This is a genomic window from Ruegeria sp. R14_0, assembly GCF_017743975.1.
GTDB lineage: Bacteria > Pseudomonadota > Alphaproteobacteria > Rhodobacterales > Rhodobacteraceae > Ruegeria.
Map to the genome: position 1 here is coordinate 135,891 of NZ_JAGHRC010000006.1, position 23,535 is coordinate 159,425.

20 protein-coding genes are annotated in these 23,535 nt (G+C 57.0%); 12 read left to right on the forward strand and 8 right to left on the reverse strand.

Annotated elements, in window-relative coordinates; translation table 11 throughout:
• Positions 1–42 precede the first annotated feature (42 nt).
• The gene (locus tag J7416_RS16830) at positions 43–1,671 is read right to left on the reverse strand and encodes a peptide ABC transporter substrate-binding protein (protein WP_209226430.1); all 1,629 of its coding nucleotides are present in this window, start codon (positions 1,669–1,671) and stop codon (positions 43–45) included.
• A 400-nt stretch (positions 1,672–2,071) separates the two neighbouring features.
• Entirely contained in the window at positions 2,072–3,307 is a 1,236-nt protein-coding gene (locus J7416_RS16835; RefSeq protein ID WP_209226431.1) for a lytic murein transglycosylase, read from the reverse strand.
• Positions 3,308–3,483: 176 nt separating this feature from the next.
• Here J7416_RS16835 and J7416_RS16840 point away from each other — a divergent pair, with 176 nt between their 5' ends.
• From J7416_RS16840 to J7416_RS16865, 6 genes are read left to right on the forward strand one after another with little or no spacing between them, the layout of a single operon-like run.
• Positions 3,484–4,446, forward strand: coding sequence for a cytochrome ubiquinol oxidase subunit II (locus J7416_RS16840; RefSeq protein WP_209226432.1), 963 nt, complete (start codon positions 3,484–3,486; stop codon positions 4,444–4,446).
• On the forward strand, positions 4,443–6,533 hold the full coding sequence (locus tag J7416_RS16845) for a cbb3-type cytochrome c oxidase subunit I (RefSeq protein ID WP_209226433.1): 2,091 nt from the start codon (positions 4,443–4,445) through the stop codon (positions 6,531–6,533). The genes J7416_RS16840 and J7416_RS16845 overlap by 4 nt, the downstream gene beginning before the upstream one ends.
• Positions 6,530–7,162 carry a cytochrome c oxidase subunit 3 gene (locus tag J7416_RS16850; protein ID WP_209226434.1) on the forward strand — a complete coding sequence of 211 codons (633 nt, stop codon included), beginning with the start codon at positions 6,530–6,532 and terminating at the stop codon, positions 7,160–7,162. The genes J7416_RS16845 and J7416_RS16850 overlap by 4 nt, the downstream gene beginning before the upstream one ends.
• Positions 7,155–7,481: a cytochrome C oxidase subunit IV family protein gene (locus J7416_RS16855; RefSeq protein WP_247744344.1), complete on the forward strand. Its 327-nt coding sequence runs from the start codon at positions 7,155–7,157 to the stop codon at positions 7,479–7,481. The genes J7416_RS16850 and J7416_RS16855 overlap by 8 nt, the downstream gene beginning before the upstream one ends.
• A gap of 33 nt (positions 7,482–7,514) precedes the next feature.
• Positions 7,515–8,498 carry an HlyD family secretion protein gene (locus tag J7416_RS16860; protein WP_209226439.1) on the forward strand — a complete coding sequence of 328 codons (984 nt, stop codon included), beginning with the start codon at positions 7,515–7,517 and terminating at the stop codon, positions 8,496–8,498.
• Positions 8,495–10,018, forward strand: a complete 1,524-nt coding sequence (locus J7416_RS16865; RefSeq protein ID WP_209226440.1) for a DHA2 family efflux MFS transporter permease subunit — start codon at positions 8,495–8,497, stop codon at positions 10,016–10,018. Before J7416_RS16860 ends, J7416_RS16865 begins: the two co-directional genes overlap by 4 nt.
• On the opposite strand, the gene J7416_RS16870 is transcribed toward J7416_RS16865, so the two are convergent.
• The gene (locus J7416_RS16870) at positions 10,015–10,377 is read right to left on the reverse strand and encodes a CrcB family protein (protein ID WP_209226442.1); all 363 of its coding nucleotides are present in this window, start codon (positions 10,375–10,377) and stop codon (positions 10,015–10,017) included. The genes J7416_RS16865 and J7416_RS16870 overlap by 4 nt on opposite strands.
• Complete coding sequence (locus J7416_RS16875; protein WP_348540286.1) at positions 10,374–10,781, reverse strand: CrcB family protein; 408 nt, start codon at positions 10,779–10,781, stop codon at positions 10,374–10,376. The genes J7416_RS16870 and J7416_RS16875 overlap by 4 nt, the downstream gene beginning before the upstream one ends.
• Positions 10,782–10,997: 216 nt before the next feature.
• Here J7416_RS16875 and J7416_RS16880 point away from each other — a divergent pair, with 216 nt between their 5' ends.
• From J7416_RS16880 to J7416_RS16890, 3 genes are all read left to right on the forward strand, one after another.
• Positions 10,998–12,578, forward strand: a complete 1,581-nt coding sequence (locus J7416_RS16880; RefSeq protein ID WP_209226443.1) for an FMN-binding glutamate synthase family protein — start codon at positions 10,998–11,000, stop codon at positions 12,576–12,578.
• Positions 12,579–12,640: 62 nt separating this feature from the next.
• Positions 12,641–13,180, forward strand: coding sequence for an RNA polymerase sigma factor (locus J7416_RS16885; protein WP_209226444.1), 540 nt, complete (start codon positions 12,641–12,643; stop codon positions 13,178–13,180).
• Positions 13,177–15,096: a VWA domain-containing protein gene (locus J7416_RS16890; RefSeq protein WP_209226445.1), complete on the forward strand. Its 1,920-nt coding sequence runs from the start codon at positions 13,177–13,179 to the stop codon at positions 15,094–15,096. Before J7416_RS16885 ends, J7416_RS16890 begins: the two co-directional genes overlap by 4 nt.
• 45 nt (positions 15,097–15,141) lie before the next feature.
• Here the strand turns inward: J7416_RS16890 and J7416_RS16895 are convergent, their stop codons facing one another.
• The 4 genes from J7416_RS16895 to J7416_RS16910 are packed head-to-tail and all read right to left on the reverse strand — an operon-like array spanning position 15,142 to position 19,040.
• The gene (locus J7416_RS16895) at positions 15,142–15,792 is read right to left on the reverse strand and encodes an ABC-type transport auxiliary lipoprotein family protein (protein ID WP_209226447.1); all 651 of its coding nucleotides are present in this window, start codon (positions 15,790–15,792) and stop codon (positions 15,142–15,144) included.
• Positions 15,789–17,105 carry an MlaD family protein gene (locus J7416_RS16900; RefSeq protein WP_209226448.1) on the reverse strand — a complete coding sequence of 439 codons (1,317 nt, stop codon included), beginning with the start codon at positions 17,103–17,105 and terminating at the stop codon, positions 15,789–15,791. Before J7416_RS16900 ends, J7416_RS16895 begins: the two co-directional genes overlap by 4 nt.
• Positions 17,106–17,119: 14 nt before the next feature.
• Positions 17,120–17,926, reverse strand: a complete 807-nt coding sequence (locus tag J7416_RS16905; RefSeq protein ID WP_209226449.1) for an ATP-binding cassette domain-containing protein — start codon at positions 17,924–17,926, stop codon at positions 17,120–17,122.
• Between the two features lies 1 nt (position 17,927).
• Positions 17,928–19,040 (reverse strand): MlaE family lipid ABC transporter permease subunit, encoded by a 1,113-nt coding sequence (locus J7416_RS16910; protein ID WP_247744345.1) that lies wholly within the window; start codon positions 19,038–19,040, stop codon positions 17,928–17,930.
• Between the two features lie 249 nt (positions 19,041–19,289).
• Between J7416_RS16910 and J7416_RS16915 the strand changes: the two genes are divergently transcribed.
• The 3 genes from J7416_RS16915 to J7416_RS16925 all read left to right on the forward strand — a co-directional run bounded on the left by J7416_RS16915 (position 19,290) and on the right by J7416_RS16925 (position 23,515).
• Positions 19,290–20,822, forward strand: a complete 1,533-nt coding sequence (locus J7416_RS16915) for a sulfatase-like hydrolase/transferase (RefSeq protein ID WP_209226451.1) — start codon at positions 19,290–19,292, stop codon at positions 20,820–20,822.
• Between the two features lie 129 nt (positions 20,823–20,951).
• Complete coding sequence (locus tag J7416_RS16920; RefSeq protein WP_247744346.1) at positions 20,952–22,817, forward strand: PAS-domain containing protein; 1,866 nt, start codon at positions 20,952–20,954, stop codon at positions 22,815–22,817.
• On the forward strand, positions 22,817–23,515 hold the full coding sequence (locus tag J7416_RS16925) for a response regulator transcription factor (protein WP_209226454.1): 699 nt from the start codon (positions 22,817–22,819) through the stop codon (positions 23,513–23,515). Before J7416_RS16920 ends, J7416_RS16925 begins: the two co-directional genes overlap by 1 nt.
• Positions 23,516–23,535 lie beyond the last annotated feature (20 nt).

Below are 23,535 nucleotides of genomic sequence, written 5' to 3' on the forward strand. Positions count from 1 at the left end.
GCCCCGGAAAAGTCTCCGGGGCAAAGCGTGGTCTAAGGATGATTATTCGGCGACTTTGTAGAGGTTCTTGGAGTACCAGTTCTGCTCTACGTTATTGACCGGCCAATTCCCGACATCGCTGTCCATCATGTAGACGCCAGCGTAGTGATAGATCGGGATAACGGGGGTCTCTTGCGCGATGATACGCTCGACCTCGGTGTACAGCGGTGCAGCGTCATCTGCGGTTTTGGCTTCGGCCAGCAGTTCATCAACGCGGGCGTTGTTGTACTTGCCGTCGTTGTAGCCAGAGTCCGACTGCAGCAGGTCAAGGAAGGTCGAGGCTTCGTTATAGTCGCCACACCATGCGCCACGGGCCAGATCAAAGTTCTGGTTGCCGCGCTCTTCCAGGAAGATCTTCCATTCCATGTTTGCCAGCTCGGCGTTGACGCCCAGCTTTTGCTTCCACATCTGGCTCAGCGCCACGGCAACCTTTTTGTGGGCTTCCGAGGTGTTGTAAACCATCTCAAAGCTCAATGGGTTGTCGGGGCCATAGCCAGCTTCGGCCAGCAGTTCTTTTGCCAACTCGTCACGCTCGGCCTGAGACATCGACGCCATTTCGACGTCAGGGACGTCAAAGCCAGCAGTCGCTGCCGGTGCAAAGGTGTACGCCTGCGGCTGACCACCTGCCATGATATTCTCGGTGATGATCTTGCGGTCTACGGCCAACGAAAGGGCCTGGCGCACGTTCGGGTCCTTAAACGCCTCAGGGCCACCATCGGACAGGTTGAACGTGTAGTAGTAGTTACACAGGCGGGGGAAGCTGATTGCCTCTTCCGGGTGCTCTTTTTGCAGACGTGGGAACTGACCAGCGGGCACTTCGGTGCGGTCCAGTTCACCTGCCAGGTAACGCGTCAGCGCGACGTTTTCATCGTTGATGACCAGAGCGACAACTTTTTCGATAATGGTGTTGTCATTGTCCCAGTAGTTTTCGTTCCGCTCACGGACCGAACGTTCCTGCGGCAGATGCTCGGTCAAGACATATGCACCGTTCGAAACGATGTTTTCAGGTTTGGTCCAGGCATCGCCGAATTCTTCGATAACCTTTTGCGGGGCCGGGAAAGTAGTCGAGTGCGTGGTCATCTGCGGGAAATACGGCAGCGGTGCGCTCAGGGTGACTTCCAGCGTGTGGTCGTCGATGGCTTTGACGCCCAGTTCATCAACCGGTTTTTCGCCAGCGATGATCTCGGATGCGTTTTCGATCGACATCAGCTCCATGAACCACGCGTAAGGCGATGATAGGGCGGGATCGACGGCGCGCTTCCAAGCGTAAACAAAATCACCTGCTGTCACCGGATCACCATTCGACCACTTCGCTTCATCGCGCAGGGTAAAGGTATAAACGTCTTTGGTGTCGTTGGTCGTGTAGCCGGTTGCAACACCGGGCACGAGGTTGCCGTCTTCGTCCTGGTTCATCAGGCCTTCGAACAGGTCACGGACAATTTCGGCGCCTGAAACGTCTTCGACGACCTGTGGGTCGACCGAGCTGTGCTCGTCAAGGATACGGTAAGTAAAGGTCTGGTCAGCGGCCAGCGCTTCGCCGGTTTCCGGATGGGTTCCTGCCGCAACTGCAGCGCCGGCGATCATGGTCGAGGTCAATAGCCCCGCCAGAGATGTCCGAATATACTTGTTCATGTGTGTTTACTCCCATTTTTTGGCAACGCGCAGGCACCCCATTGGGATGGCCGCAGGTCACCTTGGTTGTCCGACCCAGAAGCCGACCAGGACCGGTTCGAAATTTGCTTTTCAGATCGCAATGGACACCGCGTCGCAGTCTTTCGGTTTGTAGTCGGGAACGTGTTTGCGAAAGTCGCCTTTCACTGTCGCAGAAGGTGACACCATTTCAAAAAAGGTTAAACCCTTTGCCTTAAAATTGGGCAACCAGAGGTGGATTGTGAATGAAACCGGGGAGGTCTCTGAAATTTTATGCTGAAACGCGCGGGCTTCGTGACATTTTCGTGAACCCTGCAGATTTCAGTTTTCCGGTTTCCGCTGCGTAATGATTCTCAATCGGACAATTCGCTAGGGCGAATCGCTAGCGGGTCAATGCCTGTTGAAGGCTCTTGCTGGGAAAGCAGGTTGCAGCGCGCCCACTTGTCTGTTGCCATCGGCCAATCGACCGCCGCGTCTTGAAGCCGGGCAATCCATCCGCCCCGCCGACATCATGCCCCTCTTGTTCCAGCTTACGCTGCATGGTTGCGATGTCGGACCGGTACATGCCGTCGATCTTGTCCCAGCGCCCGCGAAAATCCGGAACACCGTATTGAATGCGGTCTCCGACATGCCCGACAAACAGGGCGTAAAGATCGCTTTTGTTGTATTCCTTTAGGACATAAAAATTCGGTGTCACGATAAAGGCGGGGCCGAACCGCCCGGCCGGCATCATCAGAAACCCTTCCCCCTTTTGTTCATGCTCGGGAAACGGCTTGCCCGACACGCGCGTGATACCCATCGCCGCCCAGTCCCGAATGGGCAGTCCTTGGTCGGGGCCCTCCAGTGCGCAAGACACTGTTTCCGGTACAAAAACTTCGAAACCCCAGTCGCGGCCATTCACCCAGCCGTGCTGCGCCAGATAGTTTCCGATCGACGCGATCGTATCTTCGTCCGAGGTCCAGATGTCAGCTTTTCCGTCTCCGTTCCCGTCCGCGGCATAGGTTAGATAGTTTGAGGGCATGAATTGCGGTTGGCCCAGTGCGCCCGCCCAACTGCTTTTCATCGCACCCGGCGGAGCGGCCCCGGCCTCGGCAATTTGCAGCGCGGCGATCAGTTCCTCGGTAAAGTATTCCGCTCGGGTGCTCATGAACCCTTTTGTGCCCAGAACGCGAAAGGTGTCATGCCGGATGGGGACCTTGCCGTAACCGCTTTCCCGGCCCCAGATGGCCAGAATGATGCGCGCGGGTACGCCGGTTTCAGCTTCGACGCGGGATAGCGTTGCCGCATGTCGCCGGGCCATTTGCCGTCCGACCGAGGTGGCGCCCTGAACAGAACCTGCATTGAAATACCGCGCCGGCGACCCGAACTCGGCCTGCTTTTGCTTTTTGGGGGTGCTTACTTTTTGGCCAGGTGGCACTAGATCCGGAAGCTTCCAATTGAGCGTAACCCCATCAAATGCCTGTCGCATTGTGTGGCGGGAAACGCCCTTGGCTTTGGCTCTGGGCCAGACCGTTTCGTTCAACCATAGCTGGAATTGCTTTTCGACCGCAGCCCTGTCTTGTGCAGTCGCGTTTGTGGTCAGGCACCAAACGCCCAGGATAAAAACAATCAATCGCATCGGCCAAAGGCTGGCCGTGCTGGGTGGTTAAGTCAACACGGAGATTTGTCTGTGTCTAATGGTGTGGGTGATCACCCAAAATGGCCAAGTCTCTGTTGAACTGGAAAAAACCTTGAGAAATTTCACGCCTCTGTCGATAGTTGGCCCATTGGGACCGCTCAGGAGGGCATTCACGCGTGGCTCTATCCCGCATGTCACATTGGGCACTGTCGGCGCTTGTAGCATCCGCTTTGGGTGTTGCAACGGCGGCCGCTGCAAGCGCAAGCGACAGCTTCATGGATCCGCAAGGTCCGATCGCAGCTGTCCAAAAGGTACACCTTTTGCGAGCGACTGCGCTCATTCTGATCGCAGTCATCCCCGTACTTGTGCTGGTCCCGCTGATCGCCATTCGGTATCGGCGACGCAAGGATGGTCACGCCGTTTATCGGCCCAAGTGGGATTTCTCGGGCCGGTTGGAATTTGTCATGTGGGGTGTCCCGGTCGTAATCGTGGCCCTTTTGTCGTTTTACCTGTGGAAGGCAACTCACCGGCTTGATCCCTACTCTGCGTCTTTTGGCGAAACACCAGCGCTGAATGTGCAGGTGGTGGGGTTGGATTGGAAGTGGTTGTTCATCTATCCCGACCTTGGCATCGCCAGCGTGGGTGAGCTTGGTATTCCCGTCAAACAACAGGTCGCCATGACATTAACGACGGACACAGTGATGCAATCTTTCATGATCCCGGCTTTGGCCGGCCAGATTTACGCTATGCCCGGCATGACAACCAAGCTGCATCTCGTATCGGATGCGCCTGCCACGATGCAGGGCGAAAACACTCAGTACAACGGGCGAGGCTTTACCAAGCAGAAGTTCCAGACCGTCGCCATGCCCGCAGATGAATTCAGCGCGTGGGTGGAAACAGTACGCAGCAATGGTATTGCTTTAGATGATGAAACCTATCGGGTTTTGGCGATGCGGTCAGATCGGGATGAGGTACAGGCCGCATTGGGCACGTCGCAAATGCCGGATAGCGCATTGTATTTCACGCTGGAAGACCGCGATTTGTTCAATTCCATCGTGCATCGCTATCACGGTGGCAAGGCGCTTTCGACCGACCAACAGCCTGGGACAGTGGAATTCGGGCAGGAGGCGCCGAAATGACCAACACCGACTCCGCCTTTTTCGGACGTCTGAGCTGGGACGCGTTCCCGCTAGCCGGACTTATCCAGAATCCCAATACCAATGAGATCGTCGCAAATGCGGCAGCGGCCGTTGTGATCGTGGGTGTCATTATCGTAGTCGGCGCTCTGACATGGTTTCGCCTGTGGGGGCCTTTGTGGCGCGATTGGTTGACCAGTGCCGATCACAAAAAGATCGGTATCATGTATATCGTCTTCGCCATCGTCATGCTGGCCCGCGGGGTGCTGGAGGGCGTCGTTATGCGCGCCCAGCAAGCAGCCGGGCCGGGCGATGGGTTCCTTGAGGCCGAGCATTTTGCTGAGCTCTTCAGCACCCATGGTACGATCATGATCTTTTTCGTGGCCGTGCCTTTTGTTTTCGGCCTCGCGAATTTCCTGATCCCGCTCATGATAGGCGCGCGCGATGTTGCCTTTCCGGTGATGAACCAGATCAGTTTGGGTCTGACCGTATCGGCCGGGATGATGCTGATGGTCTCACTGGTGGTGGGTGAGTTTTCGACAGGCGGCTGGACGGCATATCCGCCTTATACCGGCGCGGCTTTCAATCCGGGGGTCGGCCCAGATTACTGGATATGGGCCATCGTTGTATCTGGCATCGGCACCACACTTACCGGCATTAACTTTGCCGTCACGATCTACAAGCTGCGCGCACCCGGGATGAAGTTCATGCGGCTGCCGATGTATTGCTGGACGATCATCTGCAGCTCAATCCTGATTGTTTTTGCCATGCCACCCCTTGGGGTTGCTGCGCTGATGCTGGCGGCTGATCGGTATCTGGATTTCCACTTCTTCACCAATGACCTTGGCGGAAACATGATGAACTATGCCAATCTGTTTTGGCTGTTCGGTCACCCCGAGGTCTACCTTCTGGTTCTGCCCGCATACGGAATTTATTCCGAGGTTTTCGCGACATTCTCGGCCAAGCGTTTGTACGGTTACAACTCGCTGGTGATCGCCACAATGTCGATTGCGGTTCTGTCATTCACCGTTTGGCTGCACCATTTCTTCACCATGGGCCAAAGCGCGTTGATCAACGCGGTTTTTGGTATCGCCACAATGCTGATCGCGATCCCGACCGGTGTAAAAGTCTATGATTGGATGGCCACTCTGTTCAGGGGGCGTATTCGGTTTTCTGTACCAATGCTGTATGGGCTGGCGTTCCTGATGCTTTTTGTGATCGGCGGGCTGTCCGGTGTCATACTTGCCAACCCGACAGTGGATTATCAGGTCCACAACACGCTGTTTCTGGTCGCCCACTTCCACAACGTTTTGCTGCCCGGTGTGCTGTTCGGGTTGCTGGCCGGATACAACTATTGGTTCCCCAAGGCTTTTGGCTTCCGTCTGAATGAGTTCTGGGGCCGAGTTTCGGTTGCGCTGTGGACGGTCGGTTTCATGCTCACATTCCTGCCGCTCTATTTCGTGGGCCTGATGGGCATGCCGCGCCGATCGTTCAGTTGGGAAGATCCCAGCTTTCATCCATACATGATCGTTGCCGTTATCGGAGCGCTGGTCATTCTTGGGGCCCTGCTGTCGGTGGTCGTTCAGCTTTGGGTCAGTATTCGACAACGGAACGAAACGCGGGTACCGGTCGGAGATCCATGGGACGCGCGCACACTGGAATGGTCTATCCCTGCGCCGCCACCGCCCTATAACTTTGCGATCATTCCGCAGGTCACTGACCGCGATAACTTTGCTGCTGCCAAAGAACGCGGCAATGCGTATCCGTCACCGGATACTTACGAGGACATCTCGGTGCCGCTCAACACCGGGATCGGTTTTATCCTCTGTGTCCTGAGCGGTGTATGGATGTTCGCGCTGGTTTGGTGGATCTGGTGGCTGGCCGTGCTGGCAACCGTTCTTATGCTGAGCGCCTTTATTGCCTGGACATTCAAGACCGAGACCGAACGCGTTATTCCGGCGGAGGAGGTCCGCAGGCAGCATGAAGCCTGGTTGGATTTGGCGCACAGCGCCACACCTGTTGACCGCGACCACGAAACGGCGCCGGAAAATCGTGGCCTTGCCGCCCCCGATCTGGAGGCCGTGACATGAAACGAGCGCCAACGCACAGCTATCCCGGTCTGAACCTTGGACGGCGTCACGCAAGCGCCGACAAAGCCAGCGAGGTCGTCACCTTCGGCTTTTGGGTCTTTTTGATGAGCGATCTGGTCTATTTCGGCCTGATGTTTGCCATCTATATCACCATGATCGACGCCCAGGCCGGTGGTCCGGGGCCGCATGAACTGTTCGACCTGACAAGCATTTTTGCGCAAACCATGATCCTTTTGACCAGTAGTCTCACGGTTGGTCTGGCGATGCTTGCGCTCAAGTACAACCTGCCGCGATGGCGGATCGTGTTCTGGTTCTCGGTCACGCTGGTTTTGGGCCTTTGCTTTTTGGTTCTGGAAATCCGTGACTTCATGGCGATGGCCGAAAAGGGGGGTATCCCGCAACGCAGCGGTTTTCTCTCGGCGTTTTATGGGCTGGTGCCTCTGCACGGGTTGCATGTTGCTGCCGGGTGTCTGTGGCTGGTCGTTTTGGGGATACAACTACGGATTTTCGGCCTGACCGATCTGTTGATGTCGCGCGTGGTGCGATTGGCGCTGTTCTGGCATTTTCTGGATCTGATCTGGATCGGCATCATCACGATCGTTTATTTCGGAGGGCTCACCTATGGATAAACGCAGCGAAATGCACCGCCGCGAACGTCGCCGGTATGTGGTCGGCTATGGCGGGTCGCTATTGCTGACGTTCGCTGTGTTCGGGATCGCTTACCGATACGGGATCGAGACGAAGGGCGTTTATCTGACCATAGCGCTGCTGGGATTGGCGCAATTGATCGTCCAATTGGTCTATTTTCTTCACATCGACCGGCGGCGCAGCAGTCGTGAGGATCTGGACCTTATCCTGTTCTCAACGCTTGTGCTGCTGATCATCATCCTTGGCACGGTCTGGATCATGGGCAATCTGGCCGTTCGGATGCATACCATCCCGATGTAACAGCCGACGAAACCAAATGAAGGGGGCAGGTTCATGAAATCGATAAAGCTCGTCGGTGCCATTTGTATCATAGGCGCGATTGCCGCTGGTCTGTTGCTGTACTGGCGGCATCAAGAGCGTTACCCCTCGACCAATGACGCCTATGTTGGGGCCAACATCATCTACGTTGCTCCACAGGTTACAGGACAGGTGGCTGATGTTCTGGTAGACGAAAACCAACCCGTCAAACATGGGGACCTGCTGTTCACAATCGATGACACGCAGTTCAAGGCGTCGGTCGATCAGGCCAAGGCCAATCTGGACAGCGCGGTGCAACAGGCAGAGTCTTACTCAACGCAGATTGCAGCGGCGCAGGCCTCTGTCGAAAGTGCGCAATCGGCTTACAACACGGCGCAAAGCAACCTGGAACGCGCCAAGGCTCTGTTCGCGACCGGTGATCTGGCGCAGGCATCACTGGATCAGACCAGTTCCGACTTTGCTCAGGCCGCAGCACAGCTGACGACCAGCCAATCCAGCCTGCTTGCTTTGCAAAGCGGTTTGGCGGCCAAACAGGACGATATTCTGTCCTCACAAGCACAGGTAGAGATTGCGCAGGCAAATCTGAACTGGACCAAGGTTTTTGCGTCGGCGGATGGGTGGATCGCCAACCTAACGCTCAGACCCGGTTCGTCCGTTTCTGCCAACGCGCCGCAGTTCTCGATTGTCGAGTCCTCTGACTGGTGGGTCGACGCCAATTTCAAAGAAACGTCCTTGCCGCGTATCCGCCCCGGCCAGCCCGTTGCGGTAAAGGTTGATATGCTGCCCGGTGTGACCCTGACCGGCAAGGTGGCCTCAATCGGGCGAGGGTCGGGGGATACGTTTTCGCTGCTGCCGTCCGAAAATGCCAGCGGGAACTGGGTCAAGGTTACGCGCCGCTTCCCGGTCCGGGTTGAACTTGATCCGACGGACGCGCCGCTGCGCGTCGGGGGCAGCAGCAAGGTAACAGTGGACACCACCGTTTCTCAGGCTGAAAAATGACCTCTACGGCGGCCAGCCGCGTGAATCCGGTGATCGTGGTCGCTGTGGTTCTCAGTGCCATTCTCGAGGTGCTCGACAGCACCATCGTCAATGTAGCGCTGCCTCACATTCAGGCCGCGTTCGGTGCAACGACGGATCAGGCCACTTGGATATTGACCAGCTATATCGTCTCGGCCGTTGTCGTCATGCCGCTGACCGGGTTTGTTGCCCGCCGGGTCGGACGCCGCCGCCTGATCCTGACCGCCGTTACTGGATTTGCCACCATGTCGGTCATGTGCGGCCTGTCGTGGAGCCTGGAGACTATTGTCGCCTTCCGTCTTGCCCAAGGTATGTTTGGTGCGTTTCTCATACCGCTGTCCCAGTCCATACTGTTCGACGCTTTCCCGCGTGAAAAACGCGGGCAGGCGATGGCCGTGTTCGGATTGGGCGTTGTCGTTGCCCCGGTTTTGGGCCCGACGGTCGGAGCCATCCTGACCGAGTACTTCTCGTGGCGGATGGTGTTCTTCGTCAACCTTCCGGTTGCTGCGATGGCCCTGCTGCTGCTGGCCGGAGAGTTGCCCGAAGACGAAACCGAAGAGGTGCGCATCGACTGGGCAGGCCTTGCCCTTTTGGCGGTTGGGATCGGCTGTTTGCAATTCGTGCTGGATCAGGGCGAAACCAAAGACTGGTTGTCATCCCGCGTCATTCAGGTGGCGGTCATCGCCTCTGTTCTGGGGGCGTTGGGGTTCATTGTGCATGTGCTGACCACGGAAAAGCCAGTGGTTGATTTGCGTTTCTTCGCGGACCGGAATTTTGCGCTGTGTAATCTGGTGATCGCTGGTTTTGCCATCTCGTTGTTCGGGGGCATCGCGATCCTGCCGACGTTCGTTCAGAATCTGCTGGATTACCCAGTGATTACATCCGGGCATCTTTTCATCCCACGCGGGATCGCGGCCGGTATATCGATGGTGTTGACCGGTGCGGTTCTGGTGACACGGTTTGATCCGCGTGTGTTGGCCGGGCTGGGAATGTTTCTGACAGCTGTCAGCAATTTCATGATGGGATCACTGAACATGGATGCCGGGTTTTGGGAGTTGGCGTGGCCAGGCGCAGTCAGCGGGCTGGGTATGGGTCTTGTGTTTGTACCCATGTCGATATTGGCCTTCGAGAGCATCTCGAAATCCCGCCAGGACGAAGCCTCGGGCCTGTTCAACGTCACCCGGCAATTGGGCTCGTCGGTCGGAATTTCGCTGGTGGGTACGTGGGTTGTGCGTGGACTGCAAACCAATACCGCGGTCCTTAGCCAGAATGTGACGCCCTATAATCCTGCAGCACAGGCCTATCTTGCGCCGCTGAATCTGACACCGGACAGCGCGCAAGGGGCGGCTATTCTGGGACAGCAGATCGCGGAGCAGGCCGAGCTGATTTCATACCTGACCGTTTTCAACAATCTTGGGCTGTTGGCGTTGGCGACCATTCCGTTGCTGTTCTTCTGCAAGGCACCCAAGCCGGGAACTCAAGCGTCTGTGCCTGCGCACTAACTTAGCAGGAACAGCCCCAAAGCCAGGGCTGCCCAGCACAATGCGAGGCTAAGGACGATATTGCCAGCAGCCAATGCGATGGTTCGTTCGCGTCTCAGTTCCAGCGACTGATAGGCAAAACTGGAAAAGGTCGTGAAGCCGCCGCAAAAGCCGAAGACGAGGCGCTTTTCCTCTTCGCCCATCTCGACCGGGCCACCCAGATATCCGATCCAAAGACCCAGCAACAGACTGCCTAGAACATTCACGATCAGCGTTGAAAAGGGCAGGTCATGTACAACGCGCAGCGCGATCCAGTGGCGCAGGACCGCTCCTAGCCCGCCGCCCAGGCCGAACATGGCGTGCAGATAAAGCTCGCTCATTCAGACGCCCCCCGCAGGTGGATGCGCCGTCCGATCGCCTCACCTAAAATGGCAGCGGCCAGTCCAACCGCAATTTCCAATGTGGCGGCTGAAGATGCGACCCAGATGTTGGACATGGCCAATCGTTCCAGGTCGGCAACGAAAGAGGAAAAAGTTGACAGGCCTCCGCAAAACCCGACTGCACCAAGATGCAGCACATGGGCATGCACGCGGTGGCGCACCGAATACAGCCACCCCAGGATGAAACAGGCCACGACGTTGATGCCGAATGTCTGCGTCAGAAACACCGCGCCGGGGATTGTCACCGAGAACAGCTCGCGCAGCAATGAACCGGCTGCCCCACCGAAAAACACGGCCCCAAACATCAAAGCCGTGGTCCGAACATTCGTTCGATTTTGTTTCACAGACTGCTGTCCTGCCCTGATGCCGTTTGTTCGGGCATAATGGCAGACGATATGCGGATCAACTGCCAGTGACAGGCGGCCCGACTTTCACATGTACGCCCGTTTGCGTGAGCGTGTCCGCAATGTCTTGCAATTCAACGCCGATTTGCCCCAGTTTTGGGACATGACGCGCCCGCTACAGCCGGCCAGAAACCAAGCCATTCCGGGAGAGTACGAATGATTGTACGCAGACTCTACTATGTCCTGACCTATGTGTGTCTGCCGCTGACCTTGCTGTGGGGGTTTTTCTGGCCACCCGCCCATTGGTTGTTGGGACTGCTCATCCCGTACGCCTTGGTCGGCCTGTATGATATGCTGACAACCAAGCACAACGTGCTGAACAACTATCCGGTTCTGGGACATTTCCGGTACATGCTGGAATTCGTCAGTCCGGAAATCCGCCAGTATTTTGTGGAAACGAACGAAAGCGGCCGTCCGTTCAACCGGATCGTTCGTTCTCTTGTCTATTCGCGCGCCAAAGGGCAGGTGGATACCCAGGCCTTCGGCACCCAGTATGACATCATGACGGTCGGTTACCACCGGGCGAACCACTCGCTGGCGCCCAAAGATGTGGACGAAAGCGAAGAACGTGTGATGCTGGGTGGCCCGCAATGCAGCCAACCCTACAGCGCGTCGCGGTTGAACGTGTCAGCGATGAGCTTCGGGGCACTCAGTGCCAACGCGATCCGGGCGTTGAATGGTGGGGCCAAAGATGGCGGCTTTGCGCACAACACCGGAGAAGGCGGGCTGTCCCCGCATCATCTGGCCGAAGGCGGAGACATCTTCTGGCAAATCGGTACTGGCTATTTCGGCTGCCGCACGCCCGAAGGTGGTTTTGACAAGGACAAGTTTGCCGAGAAAGCCAAGAAAGATGTCGTCAAAGCGATTGAGATCAAATTGTCTCAGGGGGCCAAGCCCTCGCATGGCGGGGTTTTGCCGGCAGCGAAAGTAGACAAGGAAATCGCCGAGATCCGGGGCGTGCCCGAACATCAGGACGTTATTTCTCCGCCGATACATTCGGCATTCGAAGGTCCGACGGGGCTAATGCACTTTGTGCAGCACCTGCGGGAAATGTCAGGTGGCAAGCCGATCGGTTTCAAGCTTTGCATAGGCCGCCCGTCCGAGTTTATGGCCATCTGCAAGGCGATGCTGGAAACGGGCATTCTGCCGGATTTCATCACAATTGATGGTTCCGAAGGCGGCACGGGTGCTGCACCTGTCGAATTTACCAACCGACTGGGCATGCCGCTGAACGAGGCGCTGATCTTCGTGAACAACTGCCTGCGCGGTGTCGGGCTGCGGGACAAGATCCGTATTATCTGTTCGGGCAAGGTAGCGACCGGCTACGACATGGTCGAAAAATTCGCATTGGGCGCTGACATGTGCAACGCGGCCCGCGCCATGATGTTCGCTGTGGGCTGTATTCAGGCGTTGCATTGCAATACGAACCGTTGCCCATCCGGCGTGGCCACCCAGGACCCGATACGGGGCAGGGCGGTTAACGTTCCGCAAAAGCGCCAGCGTGTGCACCGATTCCACGATGCGACTCTGGAGAGCTTTCGCGAGCTGTTGGGTGCGATGGGTAAAGAGAAGGTCTCGGACCTGCATCCGGGCGATATTCGCCGCCGCACTGCGGATGAACGGGAACGGTCATACTCGGAACTTTATGCCTTCATCGATGACGGGGTATTGCTGACGGACAACGTTCCGGCCGACTTTGCTGCTGACTGGAAACTGGCCTCGGCCAATCACTTCTAATTTTTTTTGAGGCTATCGCCAAGGATTGACGTTTCCGATCCGTCATACCCATCGTGATGCGCATGACAACATCGGATGAAGACCTGGCCAAAGCCGCTGCAGAAGGGGACGCCGACGCGTTTTCCACCCTTTTGCAGCGCCATTATGATCGGGTTTTTCGTCTGGCCTTTCGACTGACTGGACGGGCAGATCAAGCCGAGGATCTGACTCAGGACATCTGTGCGACTTTGCCAGTCAAAATCACTGGATTCCGAGCACAGGCCAAATTCACGACCTGGCTGTATCGGGTTGTGGTCAACGCGGCCGAGGACGCGCGGCGACGCAATGCCAGCTACAGCCGCGCCGCTGCAGGATGGGGCGATGCCGAACAGATGCGGCGTGCCGAAGCGTCAGATACGGCCGAAGCTTTGGCTTGGTTGCAGCGCGCCATGCGCAGCCTGCCGCCAGAACTGCAAGATACTCTGGCACTGACACTAGAGGACGAGATGACTCATGCCGAAGCTGCCGCGGTCTTGGGGGTGTCCGAAGGCACTGTGTCCTGGCGGATGTCCGATATTCGCAAACGCCTGCGGGCCCTGCGACAAGAGGAATTGGCGCAATGACCGATGATCTCGAAGACTTCAAAACTCTGATGGATGCTGCGACTCCGGCACCGGATGCCGCGCGGCGGGCTGCGAATCTGGAACAGGCGCAGAAAAACTTCGCACAGGCCCAAGGATCCCCTGCCGGAATGCGTCCGACTGTTAAGCGTGGCCTTTTGGCCCGCATGACAGAAGGAGCCAAATCCATGTTGAATTCAATGTCACATCGCGGTGCCCTGACCGCGACCACCGCGATTGCCGCTGTTGCGCTGATCATGATCGTGCCGCAGGCGAGGGACATCGCCATGAATCCGCAATCGCGCAGCGAAAGCCCGGTTGCTGCACCCGAGGTCGATTTTGCAGAGCCCCTTGTCGAAGCCCCGGTGATTGTCGAAGAAAGCGCCGCACCTGCTCAATTCAAGGGCACGGCGCCCCAATCTGATATGGCGAGGCGCATGGCCGAGAGCGGCTTGCGTTCGCGCGTGATCCCTGACGGCGCCAGTTGGGCGCGAGTGGACCCAGAGTTGAGCATTGTCCCCGAAGCCGACACTGAGGCTTTTGCCAACGCTGAAACCAATCCTCTGAAAGTCACCAGCAAAGAGCCGGTGTCCACATTCTCGATCGACGTCGATACGGCGTCTTACGCAATTGTTCGGTCATCTCTGATGCACGGACAACTGCCACCGAAAGAGGCTATTCGGGTCGAGGAGATGGTGAACTATTTCCCGTATTCCTATCCTTCACCCGATGGGGACGCGGCCTTCCGGCCCACGATCTCAGTAACGCCGACGCCGTGGAATGAAGGCACGCAGCTTGTTCACATCGGCATTCAGGGGGCCTTGCCGCAGATCGAGGATCGGCCGCCGCTGAACCTGGTTTTCCTGATTGACACATCCGGGTCCATGCAAGACAAAAACAAACTACCCCTGCTCAAACAATCCTTCCGCCTTTTGCTGTCCGAACTCAGACCGGAAGATCAGGTTTCGATTGTAACCTACGCTGGCAGTGCAGGGCAGGTGTTGGAGCCGACGGCGGCATCAGAACGGAACAAGATACTTGGTGCGCTCGACCAGCTTTCGGCGGGGGGGTCGACCGCCGGGCAAGCGGGGTTGCAGCAGGCCTATCAGGTGGCTGAAAGCATGGCTGCAGACGAAGAGGTCACGCGCGTTATTCTGGCCACGGACGGTGATTTCAACGTTGGGCTGTCTGACCCGGATGCGCTGAAGGATTTCATCGCACGCAAACGGGACAGCGGCACATTCCTCAGCGTTCTGGGCTTTGGCCGGGGCAACCTCGACGACGCCACAATGCAGGCTTTGGCCCAGAACGGAAACGGGCAAGCAGCCTACATCGACACGTTGAGCGAGGCCCGCAAAGTGCTGGTCGATCAATTGACCGGCGCTTTGTTTCCAATTGCTAATGACGTCAAGATTCAGGTTGAATTCAACCCGGCGCAAATTGCCGAGTACCGCTTGATCGGCTATGAGACCCGCGCTTTGCGTCGCGAGGACTTTACCAATGACAAGGTGGATGCCGGAGATATTGGCGCGGGTCATACTGTGACCGCGATTTACGAGGTCACTCCGGTGGGCTCTGACGCGATCCGCAACGATCCCTTGCGCTATGGAACGCAACGCGACGGGGAAGGATTGGATGAGATCGGGTATTTCAAACTGCGCTACAAAAGACCCGGGGAAGACCAGAGCCAGTTGATCGAACGACCCATCTACACATCACAGGGCGAGACGTCTGAAGATGTGCGGTTTTCATACGCAATAGCGGGCTTCGGGCAATTGCTGCGCGGTGGCGTGTATCTGAATGACTGGACCTACGAGGATGCGATTGCGCTGGCAAATGCATCTAGGGGCGCGGACCCGTTCGGCTATCGCGCTGAAGCAGTCACTTTGATGCGGTTGGCAGAAACGCTTTCACAGTGATGTCGGTCAGCGGGGTGCTGCCTCGGACAGCGCCCCGACACGGCGTCAAAATGATCTCTGAGTGCTGGCCGCATGGGAATTGATCCTGCGCACACTCCATTCAACCGCATCTCGCATGGTTTTTCCCAAAGCCTCGTCAAAGGCCTTCACTAGGTCGGGGGTCTCATCACTGGCTGCGATAACATATTCGCGGAACGAGTCCGAGGCGATGATCTTGTCTTCGAACTCATCGATAATCTTGATGTTCATGCGAACTTCGACGCGAATGGCCGAGGATCCGTCAGCCCCCGCGACAACTAGGCCCTGAAATTCCCGCAGATCGGGCACGATGACATAGTCGGCTCGCAGCCCAACGGTCGAGCGTCCGACGGCCGCAACCTTGCCGCTGTTTTCGTAGCTTTCGACAAGTAGCGCCTGAACGATCAAGGGGGCCCGGTCTACCCAACGAGCGCGTGGCAGATACTGCACTTGCAGCGGCGTTGGCTGAATAGCGATTTGATCGGTGTTGACTGCGGCAGTAGCGGTCGGCTCCTGTACAACGATCTGCTTCTGAACGCGCGGCAAGGACGGCGAAAATGTGCTTTTGGGCGTCAAAAGATACAAATCATTCGGCTTAGATGCTTGGCGCAGAGTGCCGAGACCCGAACATGCGCCCAGCGAAACCAGCGCCAGAACCAAAGGAAACAGCCTGATCATTGGCGAAACTCCGATGCTTGGGTTCCCAGCAAAAAGCGTGCCGGGTCGCGTTCCAACTTGTCGACCAGCCGATCCAGGCTGATGACCAGCCGTTGCGACTCTTCTACGAACCGGGTGAATTGTGGAAGACCAACACGCAGGAAGTCGGACAGTTGCCGCCGGTTGTCCTGAACGATGCCATCGATGGTCCCAATCAGGTCGGAGGCAGACCGGGATGCGCTGAGGATATCAGTCGAGATGGCGTCCAGTTTTTCGGTCACGTTGGACACCGTAGTCGCGATCTGGTTGGCAGCGTTGCGGATGTCGTCCATGACAGCGCCGACATCATTGTTGATCACCTCATTGGCCGAGTCGAACGCACGCTCTGCGGATGTCAGGGTGCTGTTTGCTGTCTCCATCGCGGCCGAAACCGATCCGAGTGTTTTATTTGCATTCAAGAACGTTTCTGTGGCCGTTGCCAGTGCAACACTGCCTTCATCGGATAGACCAGTCAGACGTTCCGCCAGGGTCGAAGCTCGTTCGATAAAGGGTTTCACATCGTCACGAATAACCTCGTCCGCCGTCTCAATGGTGGTCTTGGCGCTGTCCAAAGCCGCAGTCGCGGATTCGGATGCGGTCTGCACGCTCTTGAGCGTCTCGGTCCCCGTTTCAAGGGTCGTCTCCGCCGTATCGGCCAGTGTTTCAAGCCGTGTGGTGAAGTTGCCCAATTGCCGGGCTGCACCGCCCAGATCGGTCGAAAGGCTTTCAAAATCCGATAGCGTCTTGTCCAGCCTGCCGGAAGCCGAGGCAAGGTTGTCCAGAATTTCGCTGACGGACTGGCGATTTTTGTCGTCCACGACCTGGTTCAGGCTTTCAAGCAGGGTGACCGCCTCGTCCAGCACCTTTGGGGCCCCTTCGAACAGGGATTGAATAGCGCTGCGTTTGCTCTTGATAACGCTGTTTTCCGGCAAGCGTTGGTCGCCACTTTTGCCACCTGTCAATTCGACATAGCTGACGCCGGTGACACCCAGAGACTGGAGCTGCGCAACGGTTTCTTCGGTGACCGGTATATCGGCGTCGACCTCTAACCTGACCCGAACTTTTGACGGATCGTTATCGTCAAGGTTCAGCGAAATCACCTGTCCGACGGGCAGGCCGTTAAAGCTCACGCCGCCGGCTGCGGACAGGCCTGAGACGTTGTCGAACAGAACATCGTAGTAGGCGTATTGGCGCGACACCTCGAATTTGGCCAGCCAAAGGAAAAAGCCCAAGGCACCAAGGATGCCCGCAATGGTGAATGCACCGATCAGGATATAATTTGCCCGGGTCTCCATAGCCTTTACCTGTCCTACCCCTTCTCTTGCGCCGCGCGGGCCCGGGGGCCGGTGAAATATTCCTGAACCCAAGGATGGTCGACTTTGGTCATTTCTTCAATCGGGCCTTCAACCAGCACGCGTTTTTCTGCAAGAACTGCGACCCTATCGCAAATGGCGTAAAGGCTATCGAGGTCATGTGTGACCATAAACACGGTCAAGCCCAAAGCATGCTGCAACTCACCGATCAATTCGTCATAGGCGGCCGCCCCGATTGGGTCGAGGCCAGCCGTGGGTTCGTCCAGGAACACGATTTCGGGATCCAGCGCCAAGGCACGAGCCAGCGCGGCGCGCTTGCGCATCCCCCCAGACAATTCAGACGGCAGTTTGCCGCAGCTGAGCTGTGGCAGGCCTACAAGGCTGATCTTCAGGTTGCCAAGCGCGCACATCAGACTTTCGCTTAGTCCGGTGTGTTCCCGTAGCGGAGCCATCACGTTCTGTAAAACGGTCAGCGAGGAAAACAGCGCCCCGTCCTGAAAGGCGACGCCCCAACGGCGTTCGATCCGGCGACGTTCCTGCTCGGGGCCATTCAAAACATCAACGCCCAGAACCTCGATACTGCCGGCGGCTGGTTTGTTCAGGCCGACAATCGTTCGGAGCAATACGGACTTACCTGTTCCCGATCCACCGACGATACCCAGAACCTCGCCCCGCCATACATCGAGGTTCAGGTCCTTGTGCACCACTTGGGGTCCAAACTGGTTTGTCAGGCCTCGCACTCGGATGACGGCCTCGCGCTGCGCGTCCGACTTTGAAGTCTGTTCAAGTGTCGTGCCGTCCATGTCAGACCCCCAACACCGAGAAGAAGATCGAAAACAGCGCGTCCAGCGCGATGACCAGGAAGATGGACTGTACCACGGACGCGGTCGTTCTTTGTCCGACACTTTGCGCCGACCCCTTGACCTGCATCGCTTGCCAGCAGGCGATCACACCAATGACCAGGGCAAAGAAAGGGGCTTTGATCATGCCAATGGCAAAGTGCCAGATGCCCGTATTCTCTTTCAGCCGAGTGATGAACATTCCGGGGCTGACGCCGAGGTCGATCCAGCTCATTAACCCGCCGCCGAACAGGGCGGCGATATCCGCAATAAACCCAAGGATTGGCAGCATGATCAAAAGGGCCACGACCCGCGGGATCACAAGTACTTCGACCGGATCCAATCCAAGCGTCCGCATCGCGTCGATCTCTTCCTGAACCTTCATCGAACCGATGGCCGCCGTAAATGCCGAACCCGATCGACCGGCAACAATGATCGCGGTCAGCAAAATGCCCAGCTCGCGCAGAACCGAGATCGAGATCAACTCGACCACAAATATCTCGGCCCCGAATTGTTTCAGCTGGGTTGCCCCTTGAAACGCCAGCACGACACCAATCAGGAAACCCATCAAAGCAACGATGGGGATAGCCTTGAACCCGGTTTCTTCCATCTGCGAAACCAAAGCCGCCTTGCGCAGTCGGCGCGGCATCACGATGGTACGGGCCAAACGGTGCAAAGTCAGACCAAAAAAATTCAACAGTGACAGGCCATCCTTACCAGCCTGCACCGTACGCTCGCCGACACTTGCGACCCAATCAGAGAAACTGCGTTTTTCGGCTTCTGCACCAGGGTCCTCCGGGATTTTTTCCGCCACGGTTTCCAGCAGTGCGGAATGCGCGGGTTTCAACCCCTCGTACTGTACGGTCGCACCATTGGCTCGGGCGCGGCGCGCCAGATCAGCGATAAGCCAAGCACCGCCCGTGTCCAAAGCGCCAATTTGCGACATATCGACGGTCAGCGTTGCGCCATCTGCACGAAACCCGGCAAATGTGCTTTCAACCGTGTCCAACGACTGCGTCAGCAGATCACCCGAGACCCGCAGGTAAACGCCATTGGCGTTCTGGTCCGACTGTATCATTGGCTGCGTCATGGGCGTATGTGATGTCAAAGGGCTTTGACCTGCAACGAATTTTTGCGATGAACCCCGTAATTGTCGCGGGCAATAGCGTTGGGGTGACAATTACCCGGATGCACCTTGGGTCGTCTAACAGTCCCGGTTCAATTGTATGACCGAAAACGTCTTGGCACGCGACTAAACAGTTGCCGGGTCTTTTGATCCGCTACAGAGTTCGCCCGGCACCAAAATGGTGGAATCAGGGAGAACGACATGCCGGACACCAAGAATGTCCTGTTCATCATTATAGATCAATTGCGCGCAGATTGTTTGAACGGCGCATTGGCCGCCCATGTCGATTTGCCAAATCTGCGCGATTTCATGCAGGATTCTGTGACTTTCGAACGCCATTATTCAGTGACCAACCCCTGTGGCCCATCGCGGGCGTCGATCCTGACCGGGCAATATGCGATGAACCATCGCTCGGTGCGCAATGGAACGCCGCTCCGGCACGATACCCCGAACCTCGCGACCGAAATGCGCAAGGCCGGATATCTTCCAATGCTGTTCGGTTACACGGACACCACGGCTGATCCCCGCGTGTATGACCACAATGATCCGATCCTGAAGTCTTATGAACGGCCAATGGCGGGCTTTGAGGAAGTCCTCGAAATGCGGTTGGAGGAATCCTATCCTTGGCGGGCTCACCTGATGGAAAAAGGGTACGCGTTTGATGACTATTGGGACGTTCACAAACCGGTTTCGCCTGACGGTAACGCTCCGCAGTTGAACGATCCGGCCCTCTACCGGGCCGAGGACAGCGATACAGCCTTTCTGACGGATGTGTTTTTGAACAATATGGCCCCGCGTGTCGGCGAAAGCTGGTTTGCGCATTTGACCTATATCCGGCCCCATCCGCCGCTGGTCGCACCGGCACCTTACAACGCTATGTACGACCCGACGAGACTGCCCCAGCCAGCCGGTTTGGCCGACCCGTTGGACGAGCGGACGATGCACCCCTTCTTTGGCCCTGCAATCGACAATTCGACCATCGACGATTTCGTTCTGGGTTTTGACGCTGTTAAACCAACGCTTGAGAATATCCAGTCGTTGCGTGCTGTATATCTGGGCCTTGCGACCGAGGTCGATCACCATATCGGTCGCGTGATCCGGTTTCTAAAGGACAGTGGTCAGTATAATGACACGTTGATCGTGATTACGGCAGATCACGGGGAAATGCTGGGTGATCGGCACAGCTGGGGTAAAATGACGGTCTTTGATGCTGCATATCAGACCCCATTGCTGATCCACATGCCGGGCAATCAGGCGCAGGCCGGGTCCGCAGTGACGGTGCCGACAGAGTCTGTTGATATCACACCGACGATTTTGGACTGGGTTGGCCAATCCATCCCGAATGCAATGGACGGTCGATCCTTGCTGCCATTGCTGCATGGGCAGCCCCCGCAGGATTGGCGCACTTACTCATTCAGTGAGTTGGATTTTTCAGAACCCGAGCAGCCGACCCTCTGGCAGCAGGAATTAGGCACGGGAAACAGCGACTCCTGTCTAGGCATTCTGCGGGACGACCGGTTTACCCTGGTCGAGTTCGCAGCGGATTTGCCGCCGATTTTGTTTGATCACCACAAAGACGGAGAATTGCAGAACGTCGCAGGCGAACCAGAATATCTGACGGATTTGATGCGGCTGAGTCGACAAATGTTGCGACATAGGATGCGAAATATGGATCATACACTGTCGTTGGACTCCATCACAGCCGAGGGTCCAAAGTCCAAATCCCGGTATTGATTCCCCGCGCGGCCAGCCTGCGACCCCAAAGTGTCGCGCGCTTGCCCCCTACACCTGAAATAGATCAGGTGTTACGCATATGTCGCGGAGAGGGTGAACTTGGAAATAACCGAGCAACAGACAAAGTCCATGACGACGGCCGGTCTGAATCTGATCGGGCAGGCACTGTCGATCTATGACAGTCAGTTACGGCTGGTCGTCAGCAACCGGCCGTTTCAGACCATGTTCGATCTGCCGGACCATCTTGTTCAGCCCGGTGCCTTGTTCAGCGACACGATTAGATATCTCGCATCGATCGGTGAATACGGGGAGGTCGAGGATATTGAACAGATCGTCGATCTCAGGGTCAAACAGGCCCTGGCATTTGAACCTCATTACATCGAACGCGTTCGGGCCAATGGTCAGGTCATTTCTGTCGAAGGCGCGCCATTGCCCAAGGGCGGTTGGGTGGCGGTCTATACGGACATTACTGACACGAAGCAGGCCGAAGCTCTGCTGCGAGCACGTTCAGAAGAATTGTCGGACCAATTGCTGGGCAGAGCCGAAGAGCTTTCAGCGGCAAACCGTAAACTGGCGGCGACCAATGCGGCTTTGGAAGAGGCCAAACGTCAACTGACCGAGATCGAAGCGCGCACTCGAATGACCACCGAGATGATGCCCGCCCATATCGCCCATTTGGATGCTGATGGCCGGTATGACTATTCAAACCGTCGGCTCAACTCGGTAATGCCCGGTCGCCCGTCCGAGATTTTGGGCATGCATATCTCGCAGGCTTTGGGTTCCGTGGCCTACAACCGCGTCGAGTCTCATTTGCAAAAGGCCTATGGGGGCGAGGTTTCGGTGTTCGAATTCACAGAAGACCAAGACTCCAGACGCATCCGTGTGTCGTTCACCCCCGATGGCGAAGGCGGTGTTTATGTGATGTCCGTGGATATCACCGAAGAAACCCAAGCGCGGGTTGCACTGCAGCAGACCCGCCGCAGGGCGATGGCTGCGCAGATGACAAATGGCCTTGCGCATGATTTCTCGAACCTGTTGACCATTATTTTGGGAATGCAATCCCGGTTGGAAAGAATGGGCTTGTCCGAAGATGCCCGAGAGTTGGTCGCGGCAACCCAACAGACCGCCCGACGTGGGGGGCAGTTGCTGAATCGCATTGCAGATATGACCGGCAACCGAACGCCACAGCCCAAAGCCACCGATATGCGCGGGTTATTGGAGGATCTGCGGATTCTGGCATCGCCATCCTTGCCGCGCGGGGTTGGTTTGTCCGTGGTCAACACACTGCCTGACAAAGCGCTTATGCTGGACCCGGGGATGGTGCAGGATGCGTTGCTCAACCTTGTTCTGAACGCACGCGATGCTTGCGGAGAGTCCGGGCAAATCACAATCAGTGCTCACACCATTAGCGAGATCTGGGTCGAAATCGCTGTCTCGGACACCGGTCCGGGGTTTTCGCAAGAAGGATTGAAAAAAGCGCTGAACCCGTTTTTTACAACCAAGGGCGACAAGGGGTCGGGTCTGGGGCTTCCGATGGTCTATGATACCGTCAAACTGGCGGGTGGGGATCTGAGCTTGCGAAACACACCATCTGGTGCATCCGTTGTGTTGCGCCTGCCGTACCGACCGGCCCCGCCGGTTCAGGAAGGGTTGGTTTTGTTGGTCGAAGACAGCGATGATCTGCGCAGCCAGTTCCGGGACATGTTGGTCGAACTTGGTTTTGCAGTGATTGAAGCGACCTCGTTTGACGAGGCGTTCGTGCTGACAAAGGACGTAACGGACATTGCCCTTGTTCTGTCGGATATCCGGCTTGAGGGGAACGAAACCGGATTGGACCTGTTGGCGAAACTTGATCCTGCACTGCCCTGCATTCTGATGACGTCCTTGCCCTATTCCGACCCGTTGCATCGGGCGGCGCTGCAACACGCGCCGGTGTTGCGTAAACCATTCACCCAGGCGCAGCTCTCTGCCCTGATCCAAGACGAGGCCGCCTGATGACGCAACCATTGGTGACCATTGTCGATGATGAGCCCGAGATCAGGCGTATTCTGACCGACGCGCTTGAGGATGCAGGGTTCCGAACCCAAAGCTTTTCCCGTGCGCGAGAGTTTGAAGCATCGCTAAAACGGGTCACGCCGGATGTGTGCTTGGTAGATTTGTCTTTGCCAGATACCGACGGATTGGCCTTGGTCCACCGGTTGGCTCTGGAACAAGGCGCGGCGGTCATCATCATATCCGGGCGCGCTCAGGTGCAGGACCGCGTCACCGGGTTGGAGCTTGGGGCGGATGACTACATCACCAAACCTTTTGACCCGGCCGAAGTTGTCGCGCGCGTGCGAGCGCGTTTGCGATCACCAAGGTCGCAGGCCACGCAGTCTGATGTGGCGCGTTTCAACGGTTGGACGGCCTATTTTGACCGCTATATCCTAGAAGACGGGTCCGGGGCCGAAACCCCATTCAGCCACGCCGAGGGCGAAGTGTTGCGGTTGTTCTTGGAAAGCCCCAAGCGTCTGATTAGCCGTGCCCAGATGCAAGAAGCTTTGGGGGGTGCGGCAGGCGACAGCTTTGACCGAGCAATGGACGTTAGGATTTCGCGGTTGCGGACAAAGCTTGGGGAAGACCCAAAGAACCCGAGGCTCATTAAAACCATCTATGGTGCCGGATACATTTTCCTTGGTGATGTAGACTGGTGATGTGGAACGGGCGTTGGCCC